The sequence below is a fragment of the Paraburkholderia fynbosensis genome (assembly GCF_902859935.1).
GTDB classification, from domain to species: domain Bacteria; phylum Pseudomonadota; class Gammaproteobacteria; order Burkholderiales; family Burkholderiaceae; genus Paraburkholderia; species Paraburkholderia fynbosensis.
Window position 1 is genome coordinate 453,401 of record NZ_CADIKI010000003.1, and the last position, 18,406, is coordinate 471,806.

The 18,406-nt window shown below is 65.1% G+C and carries 17 protein-coding genes; 12 read left to right on the top strand and 5 right to left on the bottom strand.

Annotated elements, in window-relative coordinates:
* Positions 1-9: 9 nt before the first annotated feature.
* From tgt to secF, 4 genes are all read left to right on the top strand, one after another.
* Positions 10-1,200, top strand: coding sequence for a tRNA guanosine(34) transglycosylase Tgt (gene tgt, locus HV770_RS07665; protein ID WP_175158819.1), 1,191 nt, complete (start codon positions 10-12; stop codon positions 1,198-1,200).
* Between the two features lie 198 nt (positions 1,201-1,398).
* Entirely contained in the window at positions 1,399-1,728 is a 330-nt protein-coding gene (yajC, locus tag HV770_RS07670) for a preprotein translocase subunit YajC (protein ID WP_007179286.1), read from the top strand.
* 118 nt (positions 1,729-1,846) lie between these two features.
* Positions 1,847-3,895 (top strand): protein translocase subunit SecD, encoded by a 2,049-nt coding sequence (gene secD, locus HV770_RS07675; protein ID WP_175158820.1) that lies wholly within the window; start codon positions 1,847-1,849, stop codon positions 3,893-3,895.
* A gap of 18 nt (positions 3,896-3,913) precedes the next feature.
* Positions 3,914-4,864 (top strand): protein translocase subunit SecF, encoded by a 951-nt coding sequence (gene secF / locus HV770_RS07680; RefSeq protein ID WP_175158821.1) that lies wholly within the window; start codon positions 3,914-3,916, stop codon positions 4,862-4,864.
* A gap of 83 nt (positions 4,865-4,947) precedes the next feature.
* Here the strand turns inward: secF and HV770_RS07685 are convergent, their stop codons facing one another.
* From HV770_RS07685 to HV770_RS07700, 4 genes are all read right to left on the bottom strand, one after another.
* The gene (locus tag HV770_RS07685) at positions 4,948-6,225 is read right to left on the bottom strand and encodes an MFS transporter (protein WP_175158822.1); all 1,278 of its coding nucleotides are present in this window, start codon (positions 6,223-6,225) and stop codon (positions 4,948-4,950) included.
* 281 nt (positions 6,226-6,506) lie between these two features.
* Entirely contained in the window at positions 6,507-7,073 is a 567-nt protein-coding gene (locus HV770_RS07690; RefSeq protein WP_175158853.1) for a YceI family protein, read from the bottom strand.
* A 133-nt stretch (positions 7,074-7,206) separates the two neighbouring features.
* Positions 7,207-7,770 (bottom strand): YceI family protein, encoded by a 564-nt coding sequence (locus HV770_RS07695; protein WP_175158823.1) that lies wholly within the window; start codon positions 7,768-7,770, stop codon positions 7,207-7,209.
* Positions 7,771-7,778: 8 nt separating this feature from the next.
* Positions 7,779-8,339 (bottom strand): cytochrome b, encoded by a 561-nt coding sequence (locus HV770_RS07700; RefSeq protein ID WP_175158824.1) that lies wholly within the window; start codon positions 8,337-8,339, stop codon positions 7,779-7,781.
* Positions 8,340-8,765: 426 nt separating this feature from the next.
* Between HV770_RS07700 and HV770_RS07705 the strand changes: the two genes are divergently transcribed.
* The 8 genes from HV770_RS07705 to HV770_RS07740 all read left to right on the top strand — a co-directional run bounded on the left by HV770_RS07705 (position 8,766) and on the right by HV770_RS07740 (position 18,010).
* Positions 8,766-9,554, top strand: a complete 789-nt coding sequence (locus HV770_RS07705) for a paraquat-inducible protein A (protein ID WP_175158825.1) — start codon at positions 8,766-8,768, stop codon at positions 9,552-9,554.
* 7 nt (positions 9,555-9,561) lie between these two features.
* Complete coding sequence (locus HV770_RS07710) at positions 9,562-10,212, top strand: paraquat-inducible protein A (protein WP_175158826.1); 651 nt, start codon at positions 9,562-9,564, stop codon at positions 10,210-10,212.
* A complete protein-coding gene (locus tag HV770_RS07715; RefSeq protein WP_175158827.1) occupies positions 10,205-11,851 on the top strand; it encodes a PqiB family protein in 1,647 nt (548 codons plus the stop codon). Before HV770_RS07710 ends, HV770_RS07715 begins: the two co-directional genes overlap by 8 nt.
* Positions 11,848-12,585 carry a PqiC family protein gene (locus tag HV770_RS07720; protein WP_175158828.1) on the top strand — a complete coding sequence of 246 codons (738 nt, stop codon included), beginning with the start codon at positions 11,848-11,850 and terminating at the stop codon, positions 12,583-12,585. Before HV770_RS07715 ends, HV770_RS07720 begins: the two co-directional genes overlap by 4 nt.
* A gap of 147 nt (positions 12,586-12,732) precedes the next feature.
* A complete protein-coding gene (locus tag HV770_RS07725) occupies positions 12,733-14,865 on the top strand; it encodes a site-specific recombinase (protein ID WP_175158829.1) in 2,133 nt (710 codons plus the stop codon).
* Positions 14,866-15,010: 145 nt separating this feature from the next.
* Positions 15,011-16,318, top strand: coding sequence for a THUMP domain-containing class I SAM-dependent RNA methyltransferase (locus tag HV770_RS07730; RefSeq protein WP_175158830.1), 1,308 nt, complete (start codon positions 15,011-15,013; stop codon positions 16,316-16,318).
* 393 nt (positions 16,319-16,711) lie between these two features.
* The gene (locus tag HV770_RS07735) at positions 16,712-17,095 is read left to right on the top strand and encodes a VOC family protein (RefSeq protein ID WP_175158831.1); all 384 of its coding nucleotides are present in this window, start codon (positions 16,712-16,714) and stop codon (positions 17,093-17,095) included.
* A gap of 174 nt (positions 17,096-17,269) precedes the next feature.
* The gene (locus HV770_RS07740; RefSeq protein ID WP_175158832.1) at positions 17,270-18,010 is read left to right on the top strand and encodes a helix-turn-helix transcriptional regulator; all 741 of its coding nucleotides are present in this window, start codon (positions 17,270-17,272) and stop codon (positions 18,008-18,010) included.
* A 206-nt stretch (positions 18,011-18,216) separates the two neighbouring features.
* Here HV770_RS07740 and HV770_RS07745 read toward each other — a convergent pair.
* Positions 18,217-18,406: NAD(P)(+) transhydrogenase (Re/Si-specific) subunit beta (locus HV770_RS07745; protein WP_175158833.1), on the bottom strand; the 190-nt coding region annotated here is incomplete at its 5' end.

Consider the following 18,406-nt stretch of genomic DNA (forward strand, 5'->3'; position numbering starts at 1 on the left):
AGTTACTCAATGACCCTCGGTCATCAATCGCAAGAGACCACCACCGAGCGCCCCGCCAACGGCCTCAAATTCGAACTGCTCGGCACCGACGGCCAGGCGCGGCGCGGGCGCGTCACGCTGAATCACGGTGTGGTGGAAACGCCGATCTTCATGCCTGTCGGCACCTACGGCACGGTGAAAGCGGTCCAGCCGCGCGAACTGGAAGAAATGCACGCGCAGATCATTCTGGGCAACACCTTCCACCTGTGGCTGCGCCCGGGCCTGGAAACCATCGAAGCCCACGGCGGCCTGCACGGCTTCATGGGCTGGAAGAAGCCGATCCTGACGGACTCCGGCGGCTTCCAGGTGTTCTCGCTCGGCGACCTGCGCAAGATCACCGAAGACGGCGTCACGTTCGCGTCGCCGATCAATGGCGACAAGCTGTTCCTGTCGCCGGAAGTGTCGATGCAGGTTCAGAAGGTGCTGAACTCGGACATCGTCATGCAGTTCGACGAATGCACGCCATACGCGACCAACAACGTGCCGACCTCGCACAAGGACGCGGCCGACTCGATGCGCATGTCGATGCGCTGGGCGCAGCGCTCGATCGACGAGTTCAGGCGGCTCGGCAATCCGAACGCGCTGTTCGGCATCGTCCAGGGCGGCATGTTCGAGGACCTGCGCGACGAGTCGCTCGCGGGTCTCGCGGAGATGGATTTCCACGGCCTCGCGATCGGCGGACTGTCGGTCGGCGAGCCGAAGGAAGACATGATGCGCGTGCTGAACCACATCGGCCCGAAGCTGCCGGCCGACAAGCCGCACTACCTGATGGGCGTCGGCACGCCGGAAGATCTGGTGGCCGGGGTCGCTGCCGGCGTCGACATGTTCGACTGCGTGATGCCGACCCGCAACGCGCGCAACGGCTGGCTGTTCACGCGTTTCGGCGACATCAAGATCCGCAACGCCACGCACAGGAACTCGCTGCGCCCGCTCGACGAGCAATGCGGCTGCTACACCTGCCGCCATTTCACGCGCGGTTATCTGCATCACCTGCACCGTGTCGGCGAAATCCTCGGCGCGCAGCTGAACACGATCCACAATCTGCACTACTACCTCGAACTGATGCAGGAAATGCGCGACGCGATCGACGCGAAGATGTTCGAGCCGTTCCGCAAACGCTTCCACGAGAACCGCGCGCGCGGCGTCGAACAAGCGCCCTGATGGGGTCCGGCGCGCGGATTCAACCGAAGAATCCGCGCGCCGTGACCCGAAAACCTTACAATCCACTTTCGCGGACGGCGTAAAAAGGCTTTAAACGGTTGATCGCAAAGCCGATTCGCCGCGCCGACGCGCATCAGGCCGGTGGTAGAATAACCGGCTGATTTTTTTGATCGTTTGACTGATAACGGAGAGACCAACGTGTCGTTCATTTCCAATGCCTTTGCCCAAGGCACAGCAACAGGTGGCATTGAATCGAACCTGATGAGCTTCCTGCCGCTGATCCTGATGTTCGGCGTGCTGTACTTCATCATGATTCGCCCGCAAATGAAGCGCCAGAAGGAGCATCGCAACATGCTCGCCGCCATGGCCAAGGGCGACGAAGTGGTGACGAACGGCGGCATCGTCGGCAAGGTGACCAAGGTGGGTGAAGCTTACGTCGGCGTCGAAATCTCGGAAGGCACGGAAATCACCGTGCAGAAAGCGTCGGTCACGACGATTCTCCCGAAGGGCACGATCAAGTCGCTGTAAGGCCTGCTCTCTCGCGTCCGGCGCGGCCTCGCCGGCGATTCACGCCACCCCGTGCTGAACCGCCCGCGCTCATCGCCGGACGCATCGCTTCCAAGCCAACCTTCCCGTTGGACCACTCATGAATCGCTACCCCCTCTGGAAATACGCCGTGATGCTGGTGGCTCTGGTCATCGGCCTCGTGTACACGCTGCCCAACCTGTTCGGCGAAGCGCCGGCGGTGCAGGTGTCGAGCGGCAAGGCAACGGTCCGGCTCGACTCGACCACGCTGGCTGCAGTCGAAGCCGCGCTCGTCGCCAATCAGATCAAGCCGACCGCCGTCACGTTCGACAATTCGACGACCAACGCGAACATTCGCGTGCGTCTGACGGACACCGACACGCAATTGCGCGTCAAGGATCTGCTGCAGAAAACGCTGAACAGCGATCCGACCGATCCGCAGTTCATCGTCGCGCTGAACCTGCAAAGCGCATCGCCTACCTGGCTCTCGGCGCTGCACGCGCTGCCCATGTACCTCGGTCTCGATCTGCGCGGCGGTGTGCACTTCCTGCTGCAGGTGGACATGGCCGGCGCGCTCAACAAGAAGCTCGACTCGGACGCCTCGGACGTGCGCACGCTGCTGCGCGACAACAACGTGCGCGACGGCGGCGTGAATCGCGTGGGCCAGTCGGTGGTGATCAATCTGGCCGATCAGGCCACGGCGGACGCGGCGCTCAAGCTGCTCGGACGCGGCATCAGCGAACTCCAGTGGGCCTCGCAGGCGGGCCAGGACGGCGGTGTGCAACTGGTCGGCACGTTCACGCCGGCGGTGCAACGGGCCGTGCAGGACGCCGCGCTCAAGCAGAACATCACCACGCTGCATAACCGCGTGAACGAACTCGGCGTGGCCGAGCCGGTGATCCAGCAGCAAGGCGCGGATCGCATCGTGGTCGAGCTGCCGGGCGTGCAGGACACGGCGAAGGCGAAGGACATCATCGGCCGCACGGCGACGCTCGAAGCGCGCCTCGCCGACCCGGTCAACACGCATCCGAATCCGTCCGACCCGGTGCCGCCGGGCGACGAACTGTTCACCCAGGGCAACCAGACGCCGGTGCTGCTGCGCAAGCAGGTCATCTTCACGGGCGACCGGATTATCGACGCGTCGGCGGGTTTTGACGAACATCAGCGCCCGTCGGTCAGCCTGCGCCTCGACTCGGCCGGCGGCCGCGCGCTGCGCAGCGTATCGCGCGACAACATCGGCAAGCCGATGGCGATGGTGTTGTTCGAGCGTGGCAAGGGCGAAGTGCTGACGGTGGCGACCATCCAGTCGGAACTGGGCGACCGCTTCCAGATCACCGGCCAGCCCACCCCGCAAGCGGCCGCCGACCTCGCACTGCTGCTGCGCGCCGGTTCGCTTGCCGCGCCGATGGAAATCATCGAAGAACGCACGATCGGCCCGAGCCTCGGCGCCGATAACATCAAGAAGGGCTTCCACTCGGTGGTGTGGGGCTTCGCGGCGATCGCAGTGTTCATGATCGCGTACTACATGCTGTTCGGCGTGATCTCCACGATCGGCCTGTCGGTCAACCTGCTGCTGCTGATCGCGGTGCTGTCGATGCTGCAGGCCACGCTGACCTTGCCGGGTATCGCCGCTATCGCGCTCGCGCTCGGTATGGCGATCGACTCGAACGTGCTGATCAACGAACGCGTGCGTGAAGAACTGCGCAACGGCGCGCCGCCGCAACTGGCGATCCAGAACGGCTACGCGCATGCTTGGGCGACGATTCTCGACTCGAACGTCACCACGCTGATCGCCGGCCTCGCGCTGCTCGCCTTTGGCTCCGGCCCGGTGCGCGGCTTCGCGATGGTCCACTGTATCGGCATTCTGACGTCGATGTTCTCGGCGGTGTTCTTCTCCCGCGGTATCGTCAACCTCTGGTACGGCGGCAAGAAGAAGCTGAAGTCGCTGGCGATCGGCCAGGTGTGGCGTCCGGAAACGGCGCCCGCGGGCTCGGCCGCTTACCTCGGCAATAACGACGCAGACACCGACACGGCGCGAGCCGTCGCCAAGGCTGCGGCCAAGCCGAAGGCCCCGGCGGGCGCGCAAGCGCGCACCGGCAAGCCGACTGTGCGCCGCCGCGATGCGTCGGGTTCCTCGAACACGCCGCAGAAGCCGGGTTCATCCCGCTGAGTCCCGGAGAACAAGACCATGGAATTTTTCCGTTTTCGCAAAGACATTCCGTTCATGCAGCGTGCGTTGATCTTCAACGCAATCTCGCTGCTGACGTTCCTTGCCGCTGTGTTCTTCCTCGTGCATCGCGGGCTGCACCTGTCGGTGGAGTTCACCGGCGGCACTGTGATCGAAGTGCAGTATCCGGGCGCCGTGCCGCTTGATCCGGTGCGCGGCACGCTGGCCAAACTCGGCTACGCGGATGCCCAGGTGCAGAACTTCGGCACCTCGCGCGACGTGCTGATCCGTCTGCCGCTCAAGCAGGGCTACACGTCGGCGCAACAGAGCGATCAGGTGATGACCGCGCTGAAGGCCGAGACGCCGCAGGTGCAATTGCAACGCGTCGAGTTCGTCGGCCCGCAGGTCGGCAAGGAGCTCGCCACCGACGGCCTGCTCGCACTCGCCTGCGTGGTGGTCGGCATCGTGATCTACCTGTCGTTCCGCTTCGAATGGAAGTACGCGGTGGCCGGCGTGATCGCGAACTTGCACGACGTGGTGATCATTCTCGGCTTCTTTGCGTTCTTCCAGTGGGAGTTCTCGCTGTCGGTGCTGGCCGCGGTGCTCGCGGTGCTCGGCTATTCGGTGAACGAGTCGGTCGTTATCTTCGACCGGATTCGCGAGACCTTCCGCCGCGAACGCAAGATGACCGTGATCGAGGTGATCAACCACGCGATCACCAGCACGATGTCGCGAACCGTCATCACGCACGGCTGTACGCAGATGATGGTGCTGTCGATGTTCCTGTTCGGCGGCCCGACGCTGCACTACTTCGCACTGGCGCTAACGGTCGGTATTCTGTTCGGTATCTATTCGTCGGTGTTCGTCGCCGCCGCGCTCGCGATGTGGCTGGGCGTGAAGCGCGAAGATCTGGTGAAGGACAAGAAGGAACGCACCGATCCGAACGATCCGAACGCAGGCGCGCAAGTCTGATCCTGTCGTAGAGGCGGACTTCGTCACCCATGCAAAAGGCCGGTTCAGGAGAACCGGCCTTTTGCGTTTACCGCCGCGTCGCCTCAGCGAAACCCTAGCTTGCGACGCGCTGCCATCAACGCGACGAGGCTCACCGCCGCGGCAAAAATCAGGTAGTAGCTCGGCGCCGCCTTCGACCCCGTGGCGCTGATCAGCCACGCGATGATGAACGGCCCAAAGCCGCCGAAGATCGTCACGGCGATGTTATACGCGAGCGACATGCCGGTCGTGCGTGTCTGCACCGGAAACATCTCCGACAGCAAACCCGGCAGCGCCGCGAAGTACCCCGTCATCAGGAAACCGAACACGATCTGCATCGCCATCAGCGTGCCGAAGCTCGGATGCGCGACCAGATACAGAAAGGCCGGATAGATCAGCACGAGCAGCAGCAGCGCCGGCACCAGCATGATCGTGGTGCGCCCATGCCGGTCCGACAGATGACCGACCAGCGGTGAGAACACCATCTGGATCACGCCGGTCAGCGCGATCGCCGAGAACGCGACCGATGGCGCCAGTCCCAGCTGCTTCACGCCATAGGTCGGCATGAACAGCACCAGATACGTCGACACGGTGCCGAGCACCACCACGCCGATCGCGATGACGAGCCGCAGCTTCTGGCTCGCGAAGGTGTCGCGCAGCGGCGTTGTGGTGGTTTCGGCCGCGAGGAATTCGGGCGTCTCGTCGAGCTTCGTGCGGATGTACCAGGCGACCGGCCCGATCAGCAGACCGAAGAAGAACGGCACGCGCCAGCCCCAGGACGCCATCTGTTGCGGCGCCAGCGAACCGGTGAGCAGCACGCCGAAGCCGGCGGCCAGCAGCGTCGTGAGCCCTTGGCTCGCCACCTGCCAGCTCGCGAAGAAACCGCGCCGCCCCGGCACGTGCTCGGCGAGAAACGCGGTCGCGCTGCCGAATTCGCCGCCCGCCGAGAAGCCCTGCATCAGACGCGCGATCACGAGAATCAACGGCGCGGCGAGGCCGATGCTCTGATAGGTCGGCAGGATCGCGATGATCAGCGTGCCCCCCATCATCAGCAGGATCGACAGCGTGAGCGCAGCCTTCCGGCCAGCGCGATCCGCGTACGCGCCGATCACGATCGCCCCGAGCGGCCGCATGAAGAACGACACGCCGAAGGTGCCGAGCGTCAGCAGCAGCGAGACCGTGTCGTTACCGGCCGGGAAAAACAGCTTCGCGATGGTCACCGCGAAAAAGCCGTACACCACCAGATCGAACCATTCCAGCGCATTGCCGATCGAGGCGGCGATCACCGCGCGCCACGAACTCTGCCGGCTCCCCGCGAGGCTTGCTGCGGTCGTTGCATTCATCCAGATCTCCAGTTCGCGCGAAATATTGTTTGATGCGGGCGCGCTACGCCCGATGCGGCCGAACCCGATGCGCGCATCACCGGTTCGGTGCCAGCGCTCTATTTAACTGGAAAATAAATCCGCTGCGAGCGGCAAATTGGATGCGGTGCCGCATGAGGCTTCAGGGCGCATCGCATAAAGCACCGGCGGATAACGGACAGCGCAAGAAAAAACCGCTTCGTCGCAAAGCGAACGAAGCGGTTTCCTGTGTTGCCGCGCAACGGCGGCGCAGATCGAAACGCTTACTGCTTGATGCCCTCCGACTGGATATGCAGCCGCGTTTCCATGCTAAAGCCGTACTTGACGCCGGAATCCATGCCGAAATCGGCGCGGCTGAACTGGGCGCTCGCTTCCACGCCGCATACTTCACGTTTGAGCACCGGGTGCTGCATGCACTTGAACGACTCGACCTTCAAATTGAGCGGCTTGGTCACGCCGCGCATCGTCAGGTTGCCGACCACTTCGACCGGCTTGTCGCCGTCAAAGCGGATCGCGGTGCCCTTGTAGGTCACCGCTGGATATTTCGCGACGTCGAAAAAATCATCCGTTTTCAGATGTTCATCCAGCTTGCTGTTGCCGGTCTGGACCGAAGCCGGATCGACCGTCACGTCCACCGTGCCGGTCTTCGCCGCACGGTCGAGCGTCACCGTGCCGGAGCTCTTCGTGAACTTGCCGCGCCACACGGACAGCCCGCCGAAGTGATCCGCTTCGAAGCCCGGATACGTGTGGGTCGGGTCGAGCTGATAGGTGTCGGCCGCGAACGCGCCGAACGAGAAAGAAGATGCAAGTGCGCCGACGGCGATCAACATCGATGTTTTCAATTCATGCTCCTCAATTCGGGTAAAAAAAAACGCTGAGAACAACAGCCGCGCCGAACAAACGCCCGACGAGCACCCGACGAGCACCCAGCGAGCGCAGCGGACATCACGCGCATCGCACGCTTCACTTATGCGCCGCGACGATATGAAACTTGATCACCACGTCATCGGCCACCACCGACGTGTCCTTCCACTCGCCGGTGCCGATGTCGAATTGCGAACGCTTGATCGGCAGCGAGCCGTCGAAGGTTTGCGCCGCGCCCTGCTGGCTCACCGTGACCGGCACCACCACGGTCTGCGATTTGCCCTTGATGGTCAGCTTGCCAGTCACCTTGAACTGATTGCCGCCAGCCGGCGCGATCGCGCTCGACACGAAGGTGGCGCTCGGGTAGGTTTTCGCGTCGAACCACTCCTTGCCGCGTACCTGGTCGTTGTAGCTTTCGTCGCCGAGATCGTAGCTGCCCACGTCGATGGTGAACTGCGCGCTGCCCTCGGCCGGCTTGGCCGGATCGAAGCTGACCTGCGCGGCGAACTTGTTGAACTTGCCCTCTACCGGCACGTTCATCTGCTTCGAGGTGGCCGTCACCGAACTCTTCGCGAGGTCCACCTGCGCGAGCGCGCTGCCGGCCGCGGTCAGCGAGGCCGCAGCGAACGCGGCGAGCATGTAGCGATAAAACGAGACCTTCATGGTTGTCCTTATTTGAGAAAAGGGAGCATGCGCGTCAGCAGGCCGTCGCGATCCAGCCATTGATGCTTGAGCGCAGCCGCGACGTGCAGCGCGACCAGCACGAGCAACGTGTAGTTCAGCGCGATATGCACGGTCTTGAGCAGTTCCTTCAGGTGCGGGTCCGGCGCGATCAGACGCGGCAGCGGGATCAGTCCGAGGTACACCACCGGCACGTTCGCCGCCGAGCTATACAGGTAGCCGGAGGCGGGAATGGCGATCATCAGCACGTACAGCAGCAAGTGCACGAGATGCGCGGCGCCGCGCTGCCAGGTGGGCATGCGGCGCGGCATCGGCGGGGCCGCGTGAGTCGCGCGCCACAGGATGCGCAGGATCGCGAGTGCGAACACCGTCACGCCGATCCATTTGTGCCAGGAGAAGTAGCGCAGCTTGGCGGGCGTGAAGCCCGGGATATCGGTCATCACCCAGCCGAGCGCGAAGCCGCACACGATCAGAAGCGCGATCAGCCAGTGAAAGGCGATGGCGGTCCGCGTGTACGACTCCCGGCTGCCGAATGAAGGATTGAGTGCCATGACAGGTCAACGCAAGCTAATAGAGGTTAACGGCGCAGCTTGCTCTGCTATTCCCTGCGTCGATGCGCATGGCATCGATGTGTGCGGCCAGGGACATGCCTGCTGCGATACACGCCAAGGCCGCCATGCTACCCCATGCAAAAGAAGCTGGCAGGGGGATTCGGATCGGACTGGTTCGGATTTTGCTGCTCGGCGATCCGCTATCCGATAATCGGGGGCCGAAAATGCCGAAGCGATGCCCAAGCCATACCTGAGCGTGCGGGAATTCCGGATGCCGGCCGCCGCCCGGCTTGCGATCCGCGCCCGACAATGGCTCGGCGCAGCGGCAAAAAAGCCACCTTTGGTACTATGGCTGCTCTCTCGCCCGGCCTGCGAATAAGAACCGGCCTTGCACGCTGCCTTTCACGTCGTTAGCCCTTTTGCCGTATGGACCATGACAACCTGATCGCGTGCCATGAATGCGATACGCTGTTCCGCAAGCCACGGCTTGTGGGACGCACGAGCGCACGCTGTCCGCGCTGCGGCGCGACGCTCTATCGAGGCGTCTCGCGCAAGCTGGACAGCATCTGTGCGATGACGCTGGCCGCGCTGATCACCTTCGTGATCGCGCAGGGCTTTCCGATCGTCGAACTCGAAACCAACGGCATCACCTCGCAGACCACGCTGTTCGGCGCGCTCATCGCGCTGTGGAACGAGGACATGCAGATCGTCGCGGTGATGGTGTTCTGCTCGACCATCCTGTTTCCGCTGACCGAACTCGTCGCGCTGCTCTACGTGCTGGTGCCGCTGCGCGCCGGCTACGTGCCCGCCGCCTTCAACCGCGTGCTGCGCGCGATCCAGTTCGTGCGCCCGTGGGGGATGATCGAAGTGTTCATGCTCGGCGTGCTGATCACGATCGTGAAGATGGTCAGCCTCGCGCGCGTGATCCCCGAGGCCGCGCTGTTCGCGTTCGGCACGTTGACTTTGATGTTCGCGGTGGTCGTCACGTTCGATCCGCGCGTGCTGTGGGATCTCGCCGACGAACTCGGCGACCGCAGCCAGCGCCCGCTGCCGCGCACCTCCGCCGACAGCGCGGCCGCCGCCGTCGGCACGCAGGCCGGGCCGCCCGCACCGGCTGATTTGCCCCCCGCGCCCACCGTGCCGGCGGACGGTGCGTCTACCACCGCGCAACCGCCGTTGCCCCCCGGCGTACCGCCCGCGCCGCATCAGGGATGAGCGCACGATGAAATACGTCACCGCGAAACGCGCGGGTCTCGTCTCCTGCCACGCATGCGGACGCGTCGAGCCGCGCATCCGCTCGGTCACGCCGCAGCACTGCGGGCGCTGCGGCGCGCACCTGCACGCGCGCAACCCCGACAGCCTGATGCGCACCTGGGCGCTGCTGATCGCCGCGGCGCTGCTGTATATTCCGGCCAACCTGCTGCCGGTGATGCACACTGCGTCGCTGCTCGGCTCCGAAGACGACACCATCATGAGCGGCGTCGTGTATTTCTGGACCTCGGGCGACTGGCCGCTCGCGGTGATCGTGTTCATCGCCAGCATCATGGTGCCGATGCTCAAGCTGAGCGTGCTGGTGCTGCTCACCGTCACCGCGCAGCGCCGCTCGCGCTGGCGGCCGGAGCAGCGCACCACGCTGTACCGGATGGTCGAGCGGATCGGCCGCTGGTCGATGCTCGACGTGTTCGTCGTCACGCTGACCGTCGCGCTCGTGCGCTTCAAATCGCTTGCCGTGATCACGGCCGGACCGGGCGCGATAGCGTTCGGCTCGGTGGTGATCCTGACCATGATGGCGTCCATGCAATTCGATCCACGGCTCATCTGGGACCCCGTGGACGGCAATACTCAAAAACCTCAGGATCTTGACCATGACTAGCCCGCAAGGACCGACGCCCGCCTCCGGCGATTCGAACGGACCCAGGCTGCCGCCGCAACTCCCGGACCCCGATATCGAGCCGCGCAGCCGCTGGCTGCCGTCGCTCGTCTGGGTAATTCCGCTGATCGCCGCGCTGATCGGCATCGCGCTCGTGATCAAGTCGGTGACCGAAAAAGGTCCGGTCATCACGATCAGCTTCATCAGCGCCGAAGGCCTCGAGCCCGGCAAGACCAAGGTCAAGTACAAGGACGTCGACGTCGGCGCGGTGAAGACCATCACGCTCGCGCAGGATCTGTCGCACGTGCTGGTGCAGGTGCAACTGACCAAGGAAGGCGAAAAATTCGCGGTCAAGGATTCGCGCTTCTGGGTGGTGCGCCCGCGCATCGGCGCAAGTGGCGTGTCGGGTCTCACCACGCTGCTCTCGGGTGCATACATCGGCGCGGACGCCGGCCGTTCGCCGGATACCGAGAAGAACTTCGTCGGCCTCGAAACGCCGCCGCCGATCACCGGCGACCAGAAGGGTCACCAGTTCGTGCTGCACGGCGACTCGCTCGGCTCGATCGACATCGGCTCGCCGATCTTCTACCGGCGCGTGCAGGTCGGCCAGGTGGTCGGCTTCTCGCTCGACAAGGACGGCACCGGCGTGACCATGCAGGTATTCGTGTCCGCGCCGTTCGACCAGTACGTCGGCACCAACTCGCGCTGGTGGCATGCGAGCGGCGTCGACTTGCGGCTCGATTCGAGCGGCTTCAAGCTGAACACGCAGTCGCTCGCGACGGTGATCGTCGGCGGCCTGTCGTTCCAGTCTCCGCCCGGCCAGGGCGTGGGCGCGCAGGCGCCGAACAACATGACGTTCCGCCTCGCCTCGGATGAAGCGGACGCGATGCGCGACCCGGACGGCGTGCCGCTGCGCGTGGTGATGAACTTCAACCAGTCGCTGCGCGGGCTGTCGATCGGCGCGCCGATCGATTTCCGCGGCATCGTGCTGGGCCAGGTGACCAATATCGGCATCGACTACGATCCGAAGACGCGCAGCTTCACGATGCCGGTGACGATGAACATCTACCCCGACCGCCTCGGCAAGCGCTTCCGCGAAACCGCGCCGGCGCCGGGCAGCCTCGCCGGTCAGAACATGCTGCAGCAACTGGTCAAGCATGGACTGCGCGGTCAGTTGCGCACCGGCAACCTGATCACGAGCCAGCTGTACGTCGCACTGGACATCTTCCCGAAGGCGCCGCCGGCCACCGTCGACGTCGGGAGCGATCCGCTCGAGTTGCCGACCATCCCGAACACGCTCGACGAGTTGCAACTCCAGGTCGCCGACATCGCGAAGAAGCTCGACAAGGTACCGTTCGACCAGATCGGCACCAACCTGAACAGCGCGCTGAAAAACGCCGATCAACTGTTCACGCGCCTCGACAAGGAAGTCGTGCCGCAAGCCCGCGACACGCTCGCGGCAGCGAAGCAGACCTTCGGCTCGGCGCAGGCGACGTTGCAGCAGGACTCGCCGTTGCAGTCGGATGTTCATCAGGCGTTGCAGGAACTGACGCGCACGTTGCAGTCGTTGAACGCGCTGTCGGACTACCTGGAGCGCCATCCCGAATCGCTGTTGCGCGGTAAATCAGGAGATAAACCATGATGTTTGCCCGGCTCCCCCGCCCATCGCGCGCGCTCGTGCGCGGCGCTGCGTACGCCGGCGCGCTGGCCACGGCCGTGGCTCTGGCAGCGTGCGCGTCGCCGCCGAGCCGCTTTTACACGCTGGGCGCCGATGCCGCGGCCGGCTCCGCCGCGCCGGCCGGCACGCGCACAGCGGCCGCGCAGGCCTTGCTGATCGAGGTCGCGCCGGTCGACGTGCCGCCGCAAGTGGCGAAGAATCAACTGGTCGTGCAGACCGCCCCGACTCAGGTCAAGGTGCTCGAAGAGGAGCGCTGGGCGTCGCTGCCCGGCGATGAAATCCGCCGCGCGCTGTCGACGAGTCTCACGCAGCAGCTCGGCACCATCGACGTCTATGGCACCGCACATCCGGATGCGACGCCGGTGTATCGCGTCAGCATGAACGTGCAGCGCTTCGAGTCGTGGCCGGGCTCGCACGCGTTGATCGATGCGGTGTGGAGCGTGCGGGCCGTGCGCAGCAATGCGGTAATGACGTGCCGCAGCGTGGTGAACGAGCCGGTTAGCGGCGGCTATGACGCGCTCGTCCAAGGACACCGTCGCGCGCTGCAGCAGATTAGCGGGCAGATTGCGTCGGCGGTGCAGGCGATGGCTGCGGCGGCTCCGCGCGGTACGGCGAGTGGCTCGTCGGGCAAGGAGGCCGCGGCGGTCGTGCCGGCGTGTCCTGTCGCGGGTGCGACTACGGCGGCGGCTGGCGGCTGAGGGAGGTTGAGTTCAAGCGAAAACGCGTCTACGCGTTTTCGCTTTGGCCACGTTGAACACGCTGGCGAAGTTCTGACCGGCGTTATCAAGGATAGCCACGGAAAGTTCACCTATCCTTGAATACGCCGCATCGCGCAGGCAACCGACATGTTCGACACGCTCAAACGACTCATCAAGAAATGGCGCGCGTCGCGTGACGGCGGCCATCAGCTCGACGCGCTGCTGGCGATCGCCGATCGCACCGCCCCCTATCCCGAGCGCAGCGAATGGCTAATCGAACTCGCGCACTGGATTCGCCGCGGCCGCGCCGTGCAGACCGGTGCGCTCGAACCCGACGCCTCCCGCTCGGCCCCGGCGCATACGCGCATCCGCTATCTGCTTCACGTACTCGATCGCAACCCCGCGTGGAAGGCCAACGTCGCCGGCATTCTGCGTGCGCTGCTGCGCGAAAGCGACGGCCTCTCACTGCTCTGCGACGCCGGCATGCCCGTGCATTCCGGCTTCTTCGGCGCGCTGTTCGGGCGCTTCGAAGCGTCGTTGATCCCACCCGCGCCGAACCGGCGCGACCTCACCGCGATCGTCACGCTGATGTTCAGCTCCGAGCGCGACGCCGGATGGATCGCCACGCTGCCCGCCGATCTGCTGATCCGCATCCACGCGCTGTTCGACTACGCCGCGCAAGACGAGCCGCCGCGCGACAACCCACCGTTCTCGCTCGACCTGCTGGCCGCCTTGCACAACCTCACCTGCCAGATCAGCTCGACGGGTCTGTCACAAACGGTGCGCAGCCGGCTCGTCGTCGACCCCGCCGACCGCGATATGGACGACCGGCACGACACCAGCGACATGCGCGTCGCGATGGAAAAGCAGCCGTTCTACCGCCTCACGCGCGCGATGCTCGCCGTCGAAGCCGCGCACAATGCGTTCATGGCCGGCGAGCCGCAAGACCGGCTGCTGCGCGAAGTCAACTATCTGCGGCTGCTGCTCGACGACTGCCGCAGCGCCACCGACAACGTCTTCGCCCATCTCTATCACAACGGCGTGAGCGTCGACATCGTGTTTCAGGTGGAGCGCATGCGCATGCGCATCGTGCGCGCCGAACACCTGCTCAACGCCTGGATGGCGCATGACGATCCGCACGCGGGCGCGCGTCTCACCGCCGAACTCGTCGAAGCGAATCACGCGAGCCAGAGCATCGCGCACCTGATGCGCAGCAATTTCTCGCTGCTCGCGCGCAAGGTCGTCGAATACAGCGCCGATACCGGCGAGCACTATATCGCCCGCGACCGCGCCGAATATCTGAAGATGATGCGCATGGCGGCTGGCGGCGGACTCGTCACCGTCGTCACGGTCTGCGTGAAGTTCGCGATCACCGGCGCGCATCTGCAAGCCATGCTCGAAGGCCTGCTGGCCGGCATCAACTACGCGGCCAGCTTCCTGCTGATGCATTTCCTGCACTTCTCGCTCGCCACCAAGCAGCCGGCCATGACCGCGCCCACGCTCGCGCGCGAACTCGACGGCGTCAGCACGCCCGCGGGCGTCGACAGTTTCGTGAGTTCGGTGACCGCGCTGATGCGCACCCAGGCCGCCGCGGTGCTCGGCAACGTACTGCTGGTATTTCCCGTGTGCCTCGCCGTGCAACTGCTGTGGCGCTGGCTGTTTCACGCCGACATCATCTCGACGGAAAAGGCGCTCGCCACTCTGCGCTCCTTTTCGCTGCTCGGGCCGACCCCCTTCTACGCCGCGTTGACCGGCGTGCTGCTGTGGTCCTCGAGCCTGCTCGCGGGTTGGGCCGACAACTGGTTCGTGCTGCATCGCGTCGCCGATGCGCTCGCCTACAACCGCCGCCTTCGCCTGACGCTCGGCGCGGCCAGCGCGGACCGCTTCGCGCACTGGTGCCGCGCAAACGTGGCCGGGGTCGTCGGCAATATCTCGCTCGGCCTGATGCTCGGACTCGTGCCGGCGATCGTCACCGCGCTCGCGTTCAGTTTCGAAGTGCGTCACGTGACGCTCAGCGCCGGTTCGGTCGGCGTCGCGCTCGGCGTGCTCGGCGAGCGCGCGTTGAAGCTGCCGGAGTTGTGGTGGGCGGTGGCGGGGGTCGGCAGCATGGCGATACTCAACGTGGCCGTGAGCTTCGCGCTCGCCTTCTACATGGCGGTGAAATCGCGCGATCTGCGGCGCAGCGCAGTGCGCTCGCTGCGCGGCGCGATCTGGCAGAGGCTGCGCCGGCATCCGCTGGAACTGGTGTGGCCGCAGAGAGCCGCGCGCAAGGCGAACTAGGCCGCGCGTCCCGCGGTTTCTGCCGTTCCCGCACTTCCGGCGCCGGCGCGCCAGCCGGCGCGAGCGGCCCGCCCCGTAATCGCGTCGGGCGGGCCACCCCGACCGCGTACAATAGCGCCTTATCCAACGCCTTCCGGCAACCTCAATGTCCTTCGATTTCTTCCTCCCTTGCCCTCGCGGCCTTGAAGCCTCGCTTGCGGCCGAACTCGCCGAAATTGCCGCGAAACACCTGAACGGCGCACCGTTTACGGCCGGCGCACAAGTGCCCGGCGGCGTGCACTTCCGCGGCGGCTGGGCTGCCGGCATGGCCGCCAACCTGCATTCGCGCCTCGCGAGCCGCGTGCTGCTGAAGATCGCGCACCGCCCGTATCGCAGCGAACAGGACATTTACGCGCTCGCGGTCGAACAGCGTTGGGAGCAATGGTTCTCGGCCAAAGAAACGCTGCGGGTGGACGTGACCGCGATCAAATCGCCGCTGCGCAGCCTCGAATTCACGACGCTGCGCGTGAAGGATGCGATCTGCGACCGTCTGCGCGAAGTCAGCGGCGCGCGGCCGAGCATCGACACCGCGGCGCCCGACGTGCGCGTGTTCGCGTTTCTCACCGCCACCGATTGCACGCTCTATCTCGACACATCCGGCGATCCGCTCTTCAAACGCGGCTGGCGTCTCGACAAGGGCGCGGCGCCGCTGCGCGAGAATCTCGCGGCGGGCATTCTGCGCCTGACCGGCTGGAGCGCCGGCACGCCGCTGTACGACCCGATGTGCGGCAGCGGCACCTTCCTCGCGGAAGCCGCCCAGGTGGCGCTGAACATCGCGCCGGGCGCGGAACGCCGCTTCGGCTTCGAGAAGCTCAAGCAATTCGACGCGAAGACCTGGCAAACGCTGAAGGCGGCCGCACTCGACGCAAAGCATGCCGCGCGCAGCTCGCGCGCCGATCTGCAGATCTTTGGCAGCGATATTTCCGGCGACATGCTCGACAAGGCGCGCGCGAACTTCCAGCGCGCCGGTTTGCCGTCGATTCCGCTCAAGCAGGTCGATGCGCGTGGCATGACGCCACCCTCGTCCGAAGCGGGCATCCTCGTCGCCAATCCGCCGTATGGCGAGCGGATCGAAGTACGTGGCCGTAATGCGCGTGGCGAGTTGCGTGAAGGCCGAGGCAACCGCGAGAACCGCGACGACGACGGTTTCCGTCGTGTACAGGAAGAAGCGCCGGACAGCGAATTCTTCCACTCGCTCGGCGACGCGTTGAAGCAGCGCTTCACCGGCTGGCATGCGTTCATTCTCACGTCGGATCGCAAACTGCCGGGGCAATTGCGCTTGCGTGAGTCGACCAAGACGCCGCTCTTTAACGGTGCGCTCGAGTGCCGGCTGTTCCGCTTCGATCTGATCGCGGGCAGCGTGCGTCAGCGGCCGCAGAGCGATGCGTCGGCGGCTGGAAGCGAAGGGGCTTAAGGCCAGATTGCCTGACGCAACCGCCGCTTGAGGCGCGCTGAAGTACAGCTATGAAAACCGCGGACCTTTTGGGCTCCGCGGTTTTTTTTCGCTGGCGCGGCGGCGGCGATGGTGGGAGTTTCCGGCGCTGCGGTTCGGCATGCATCACCTGCGTCCTGTCAGTAGCGGCTCAACGTCCATTTACTGCCGGCCGTCACGGCGCCGCCGCTCCCATCGCACGCGTCGCATCCTTCCCGCAAGTGCCGCCCGCCGCAAGGCCGCGAATCATCACGCCCGACAATCCGCTTCCTGCCACACCCTGCTGACACCACGCTGTCAGCAGCACCCCCGCACACTCCTTCTCACGCCATCCGGCGCTTTGCACGGCTTACCCGCCATCCCCAGGAGAGTGTCATGTCCACGTCAGCCAAAGTTCTTGCATGGTTCGAGATTCCGTCCGTCGATTTCGATCGCGCCGTCCGCTTTTACGAAGCCGCGCTCGACGTCCAGCTCAATCGCCAGGAAATCGGTGGGCAGCCGATTGCGATATTCGGCTACGAAGAGCCGGCCACTGGAGGCGCGATCGTCCACAGCCCGTCGATGAAGCCGACCGGCGACGGCGTGCTCGTCTATCTGAGCGCGCAGCCGACCGTGGACGCCGCCCTCGCACGCGTCGAACAGGCCGGTGGCAAGACCGACGGCCCGGTGATCAAGCTGCCGCAGGACATCGGCTACATCGCGTTCTTCACCGATACGGAAGGCAACCGTCTCGGCCTGCATTCGCGCACCAACGGCTGAACTGCAGTGCACTGAGCGAAGCGGCTCGAAGCTGAGCGGAGCGACACCGTAAAGCCGAGCCACACTGCCACGCGCAGCCGCAACCCGCAGCACGAAGCAAACTCTGGCAGCACCTCGCCACGCCGCGCGCGTCACGACAGCGCGCGCCGCAGCGAACCTCGAGCGGAGCGCGGCATGCGGCGCTATCATCGCGGGACCGTTCCCGTCCTCTTCTACAAGACGCCCACGATGACGCGCCGCGCCGACCGCCTGTTCCAGATTGCCGAACTGTTGCGCGGACGGCGTCTGACCACCGCGCAGCAACTCGCTGACTGGCTGAACATTTCGCTGCGCACGGTCTATCGCGACGTGCGCGATCTGCAATTGTCGGGCGTGCCGATCGAAGGCGAAGCCGGCATCGGCTACCGGTTGAGCCGCACGGCAAGCCTGCCGCCCCTCACCTTCACCGCCGACGAACTGGCCGCGCTCGCCGCCGGCGCGCGTATGCTCGAATCGTGGGGCGGCGCGGACTTCGCGAGCGGCGCGCGCGGGGCGCTCGCCAAGATCGCGTCGGCGATGCCCGCCGACAAACGCGCGACGCTCGAAAGGCTGGCGATTTTCGCGCCGTCGTTTCATATCAAGGAGAATTTTTCGGCGCAGCTGGATGCGCTGCATCGCGCGATCGACGCGCGGCACGTGGTGCGCTTCGCCTACACCGATGCGAGCGGCGCGGCCACCGAGCGCCGCGTCTGGCCGCTCGCGTTAGCGTATTGGGGCGCACGCTGGACGCTCGGCTCATGGTGCGAATTGCGCGGCGCCTTCCGCAATTTCAGTCTGGAAAAGATTGCGGATCTTCAGGTGCTCGAACGATATCCGGATCAGGAAGGCCGGCGGCTCGCGGATCTGCTGCGGCATGTGAACGCGAAGCCGAAGTGAAAGTGAGGATCGCGGCGTGTCGCGATGCAAACGCTGGAGGGGCACCTGTTGCAACACGCGGGCGTCAGGTCGAAGCGGATTCAGCCGGGCATCGTCAACCTCGGCACGCAGCAGGCGCGCCCCGTTCCAACAGCCTCACGCGACGCCACTACGAAGCGGAAATCGCGGGCTCCTGACGAGGCAACCCGCGATACCCGAACACGCACTTATTCGACCGCCTTCACCATATCCTCGATCACCTTCTTCGCGTCGCCGAACACCATCATCGTCTTGTCCATGTAGAACAGGTCGTTGTCGAGCCCGGCGTAGCCCGCCGCCATCGAGCGCTTGTTGACGATCACCGTCCTTGCCTTATACGCCTCGATGATCGGCATCCCCGCGATCGGCGACTTCGGA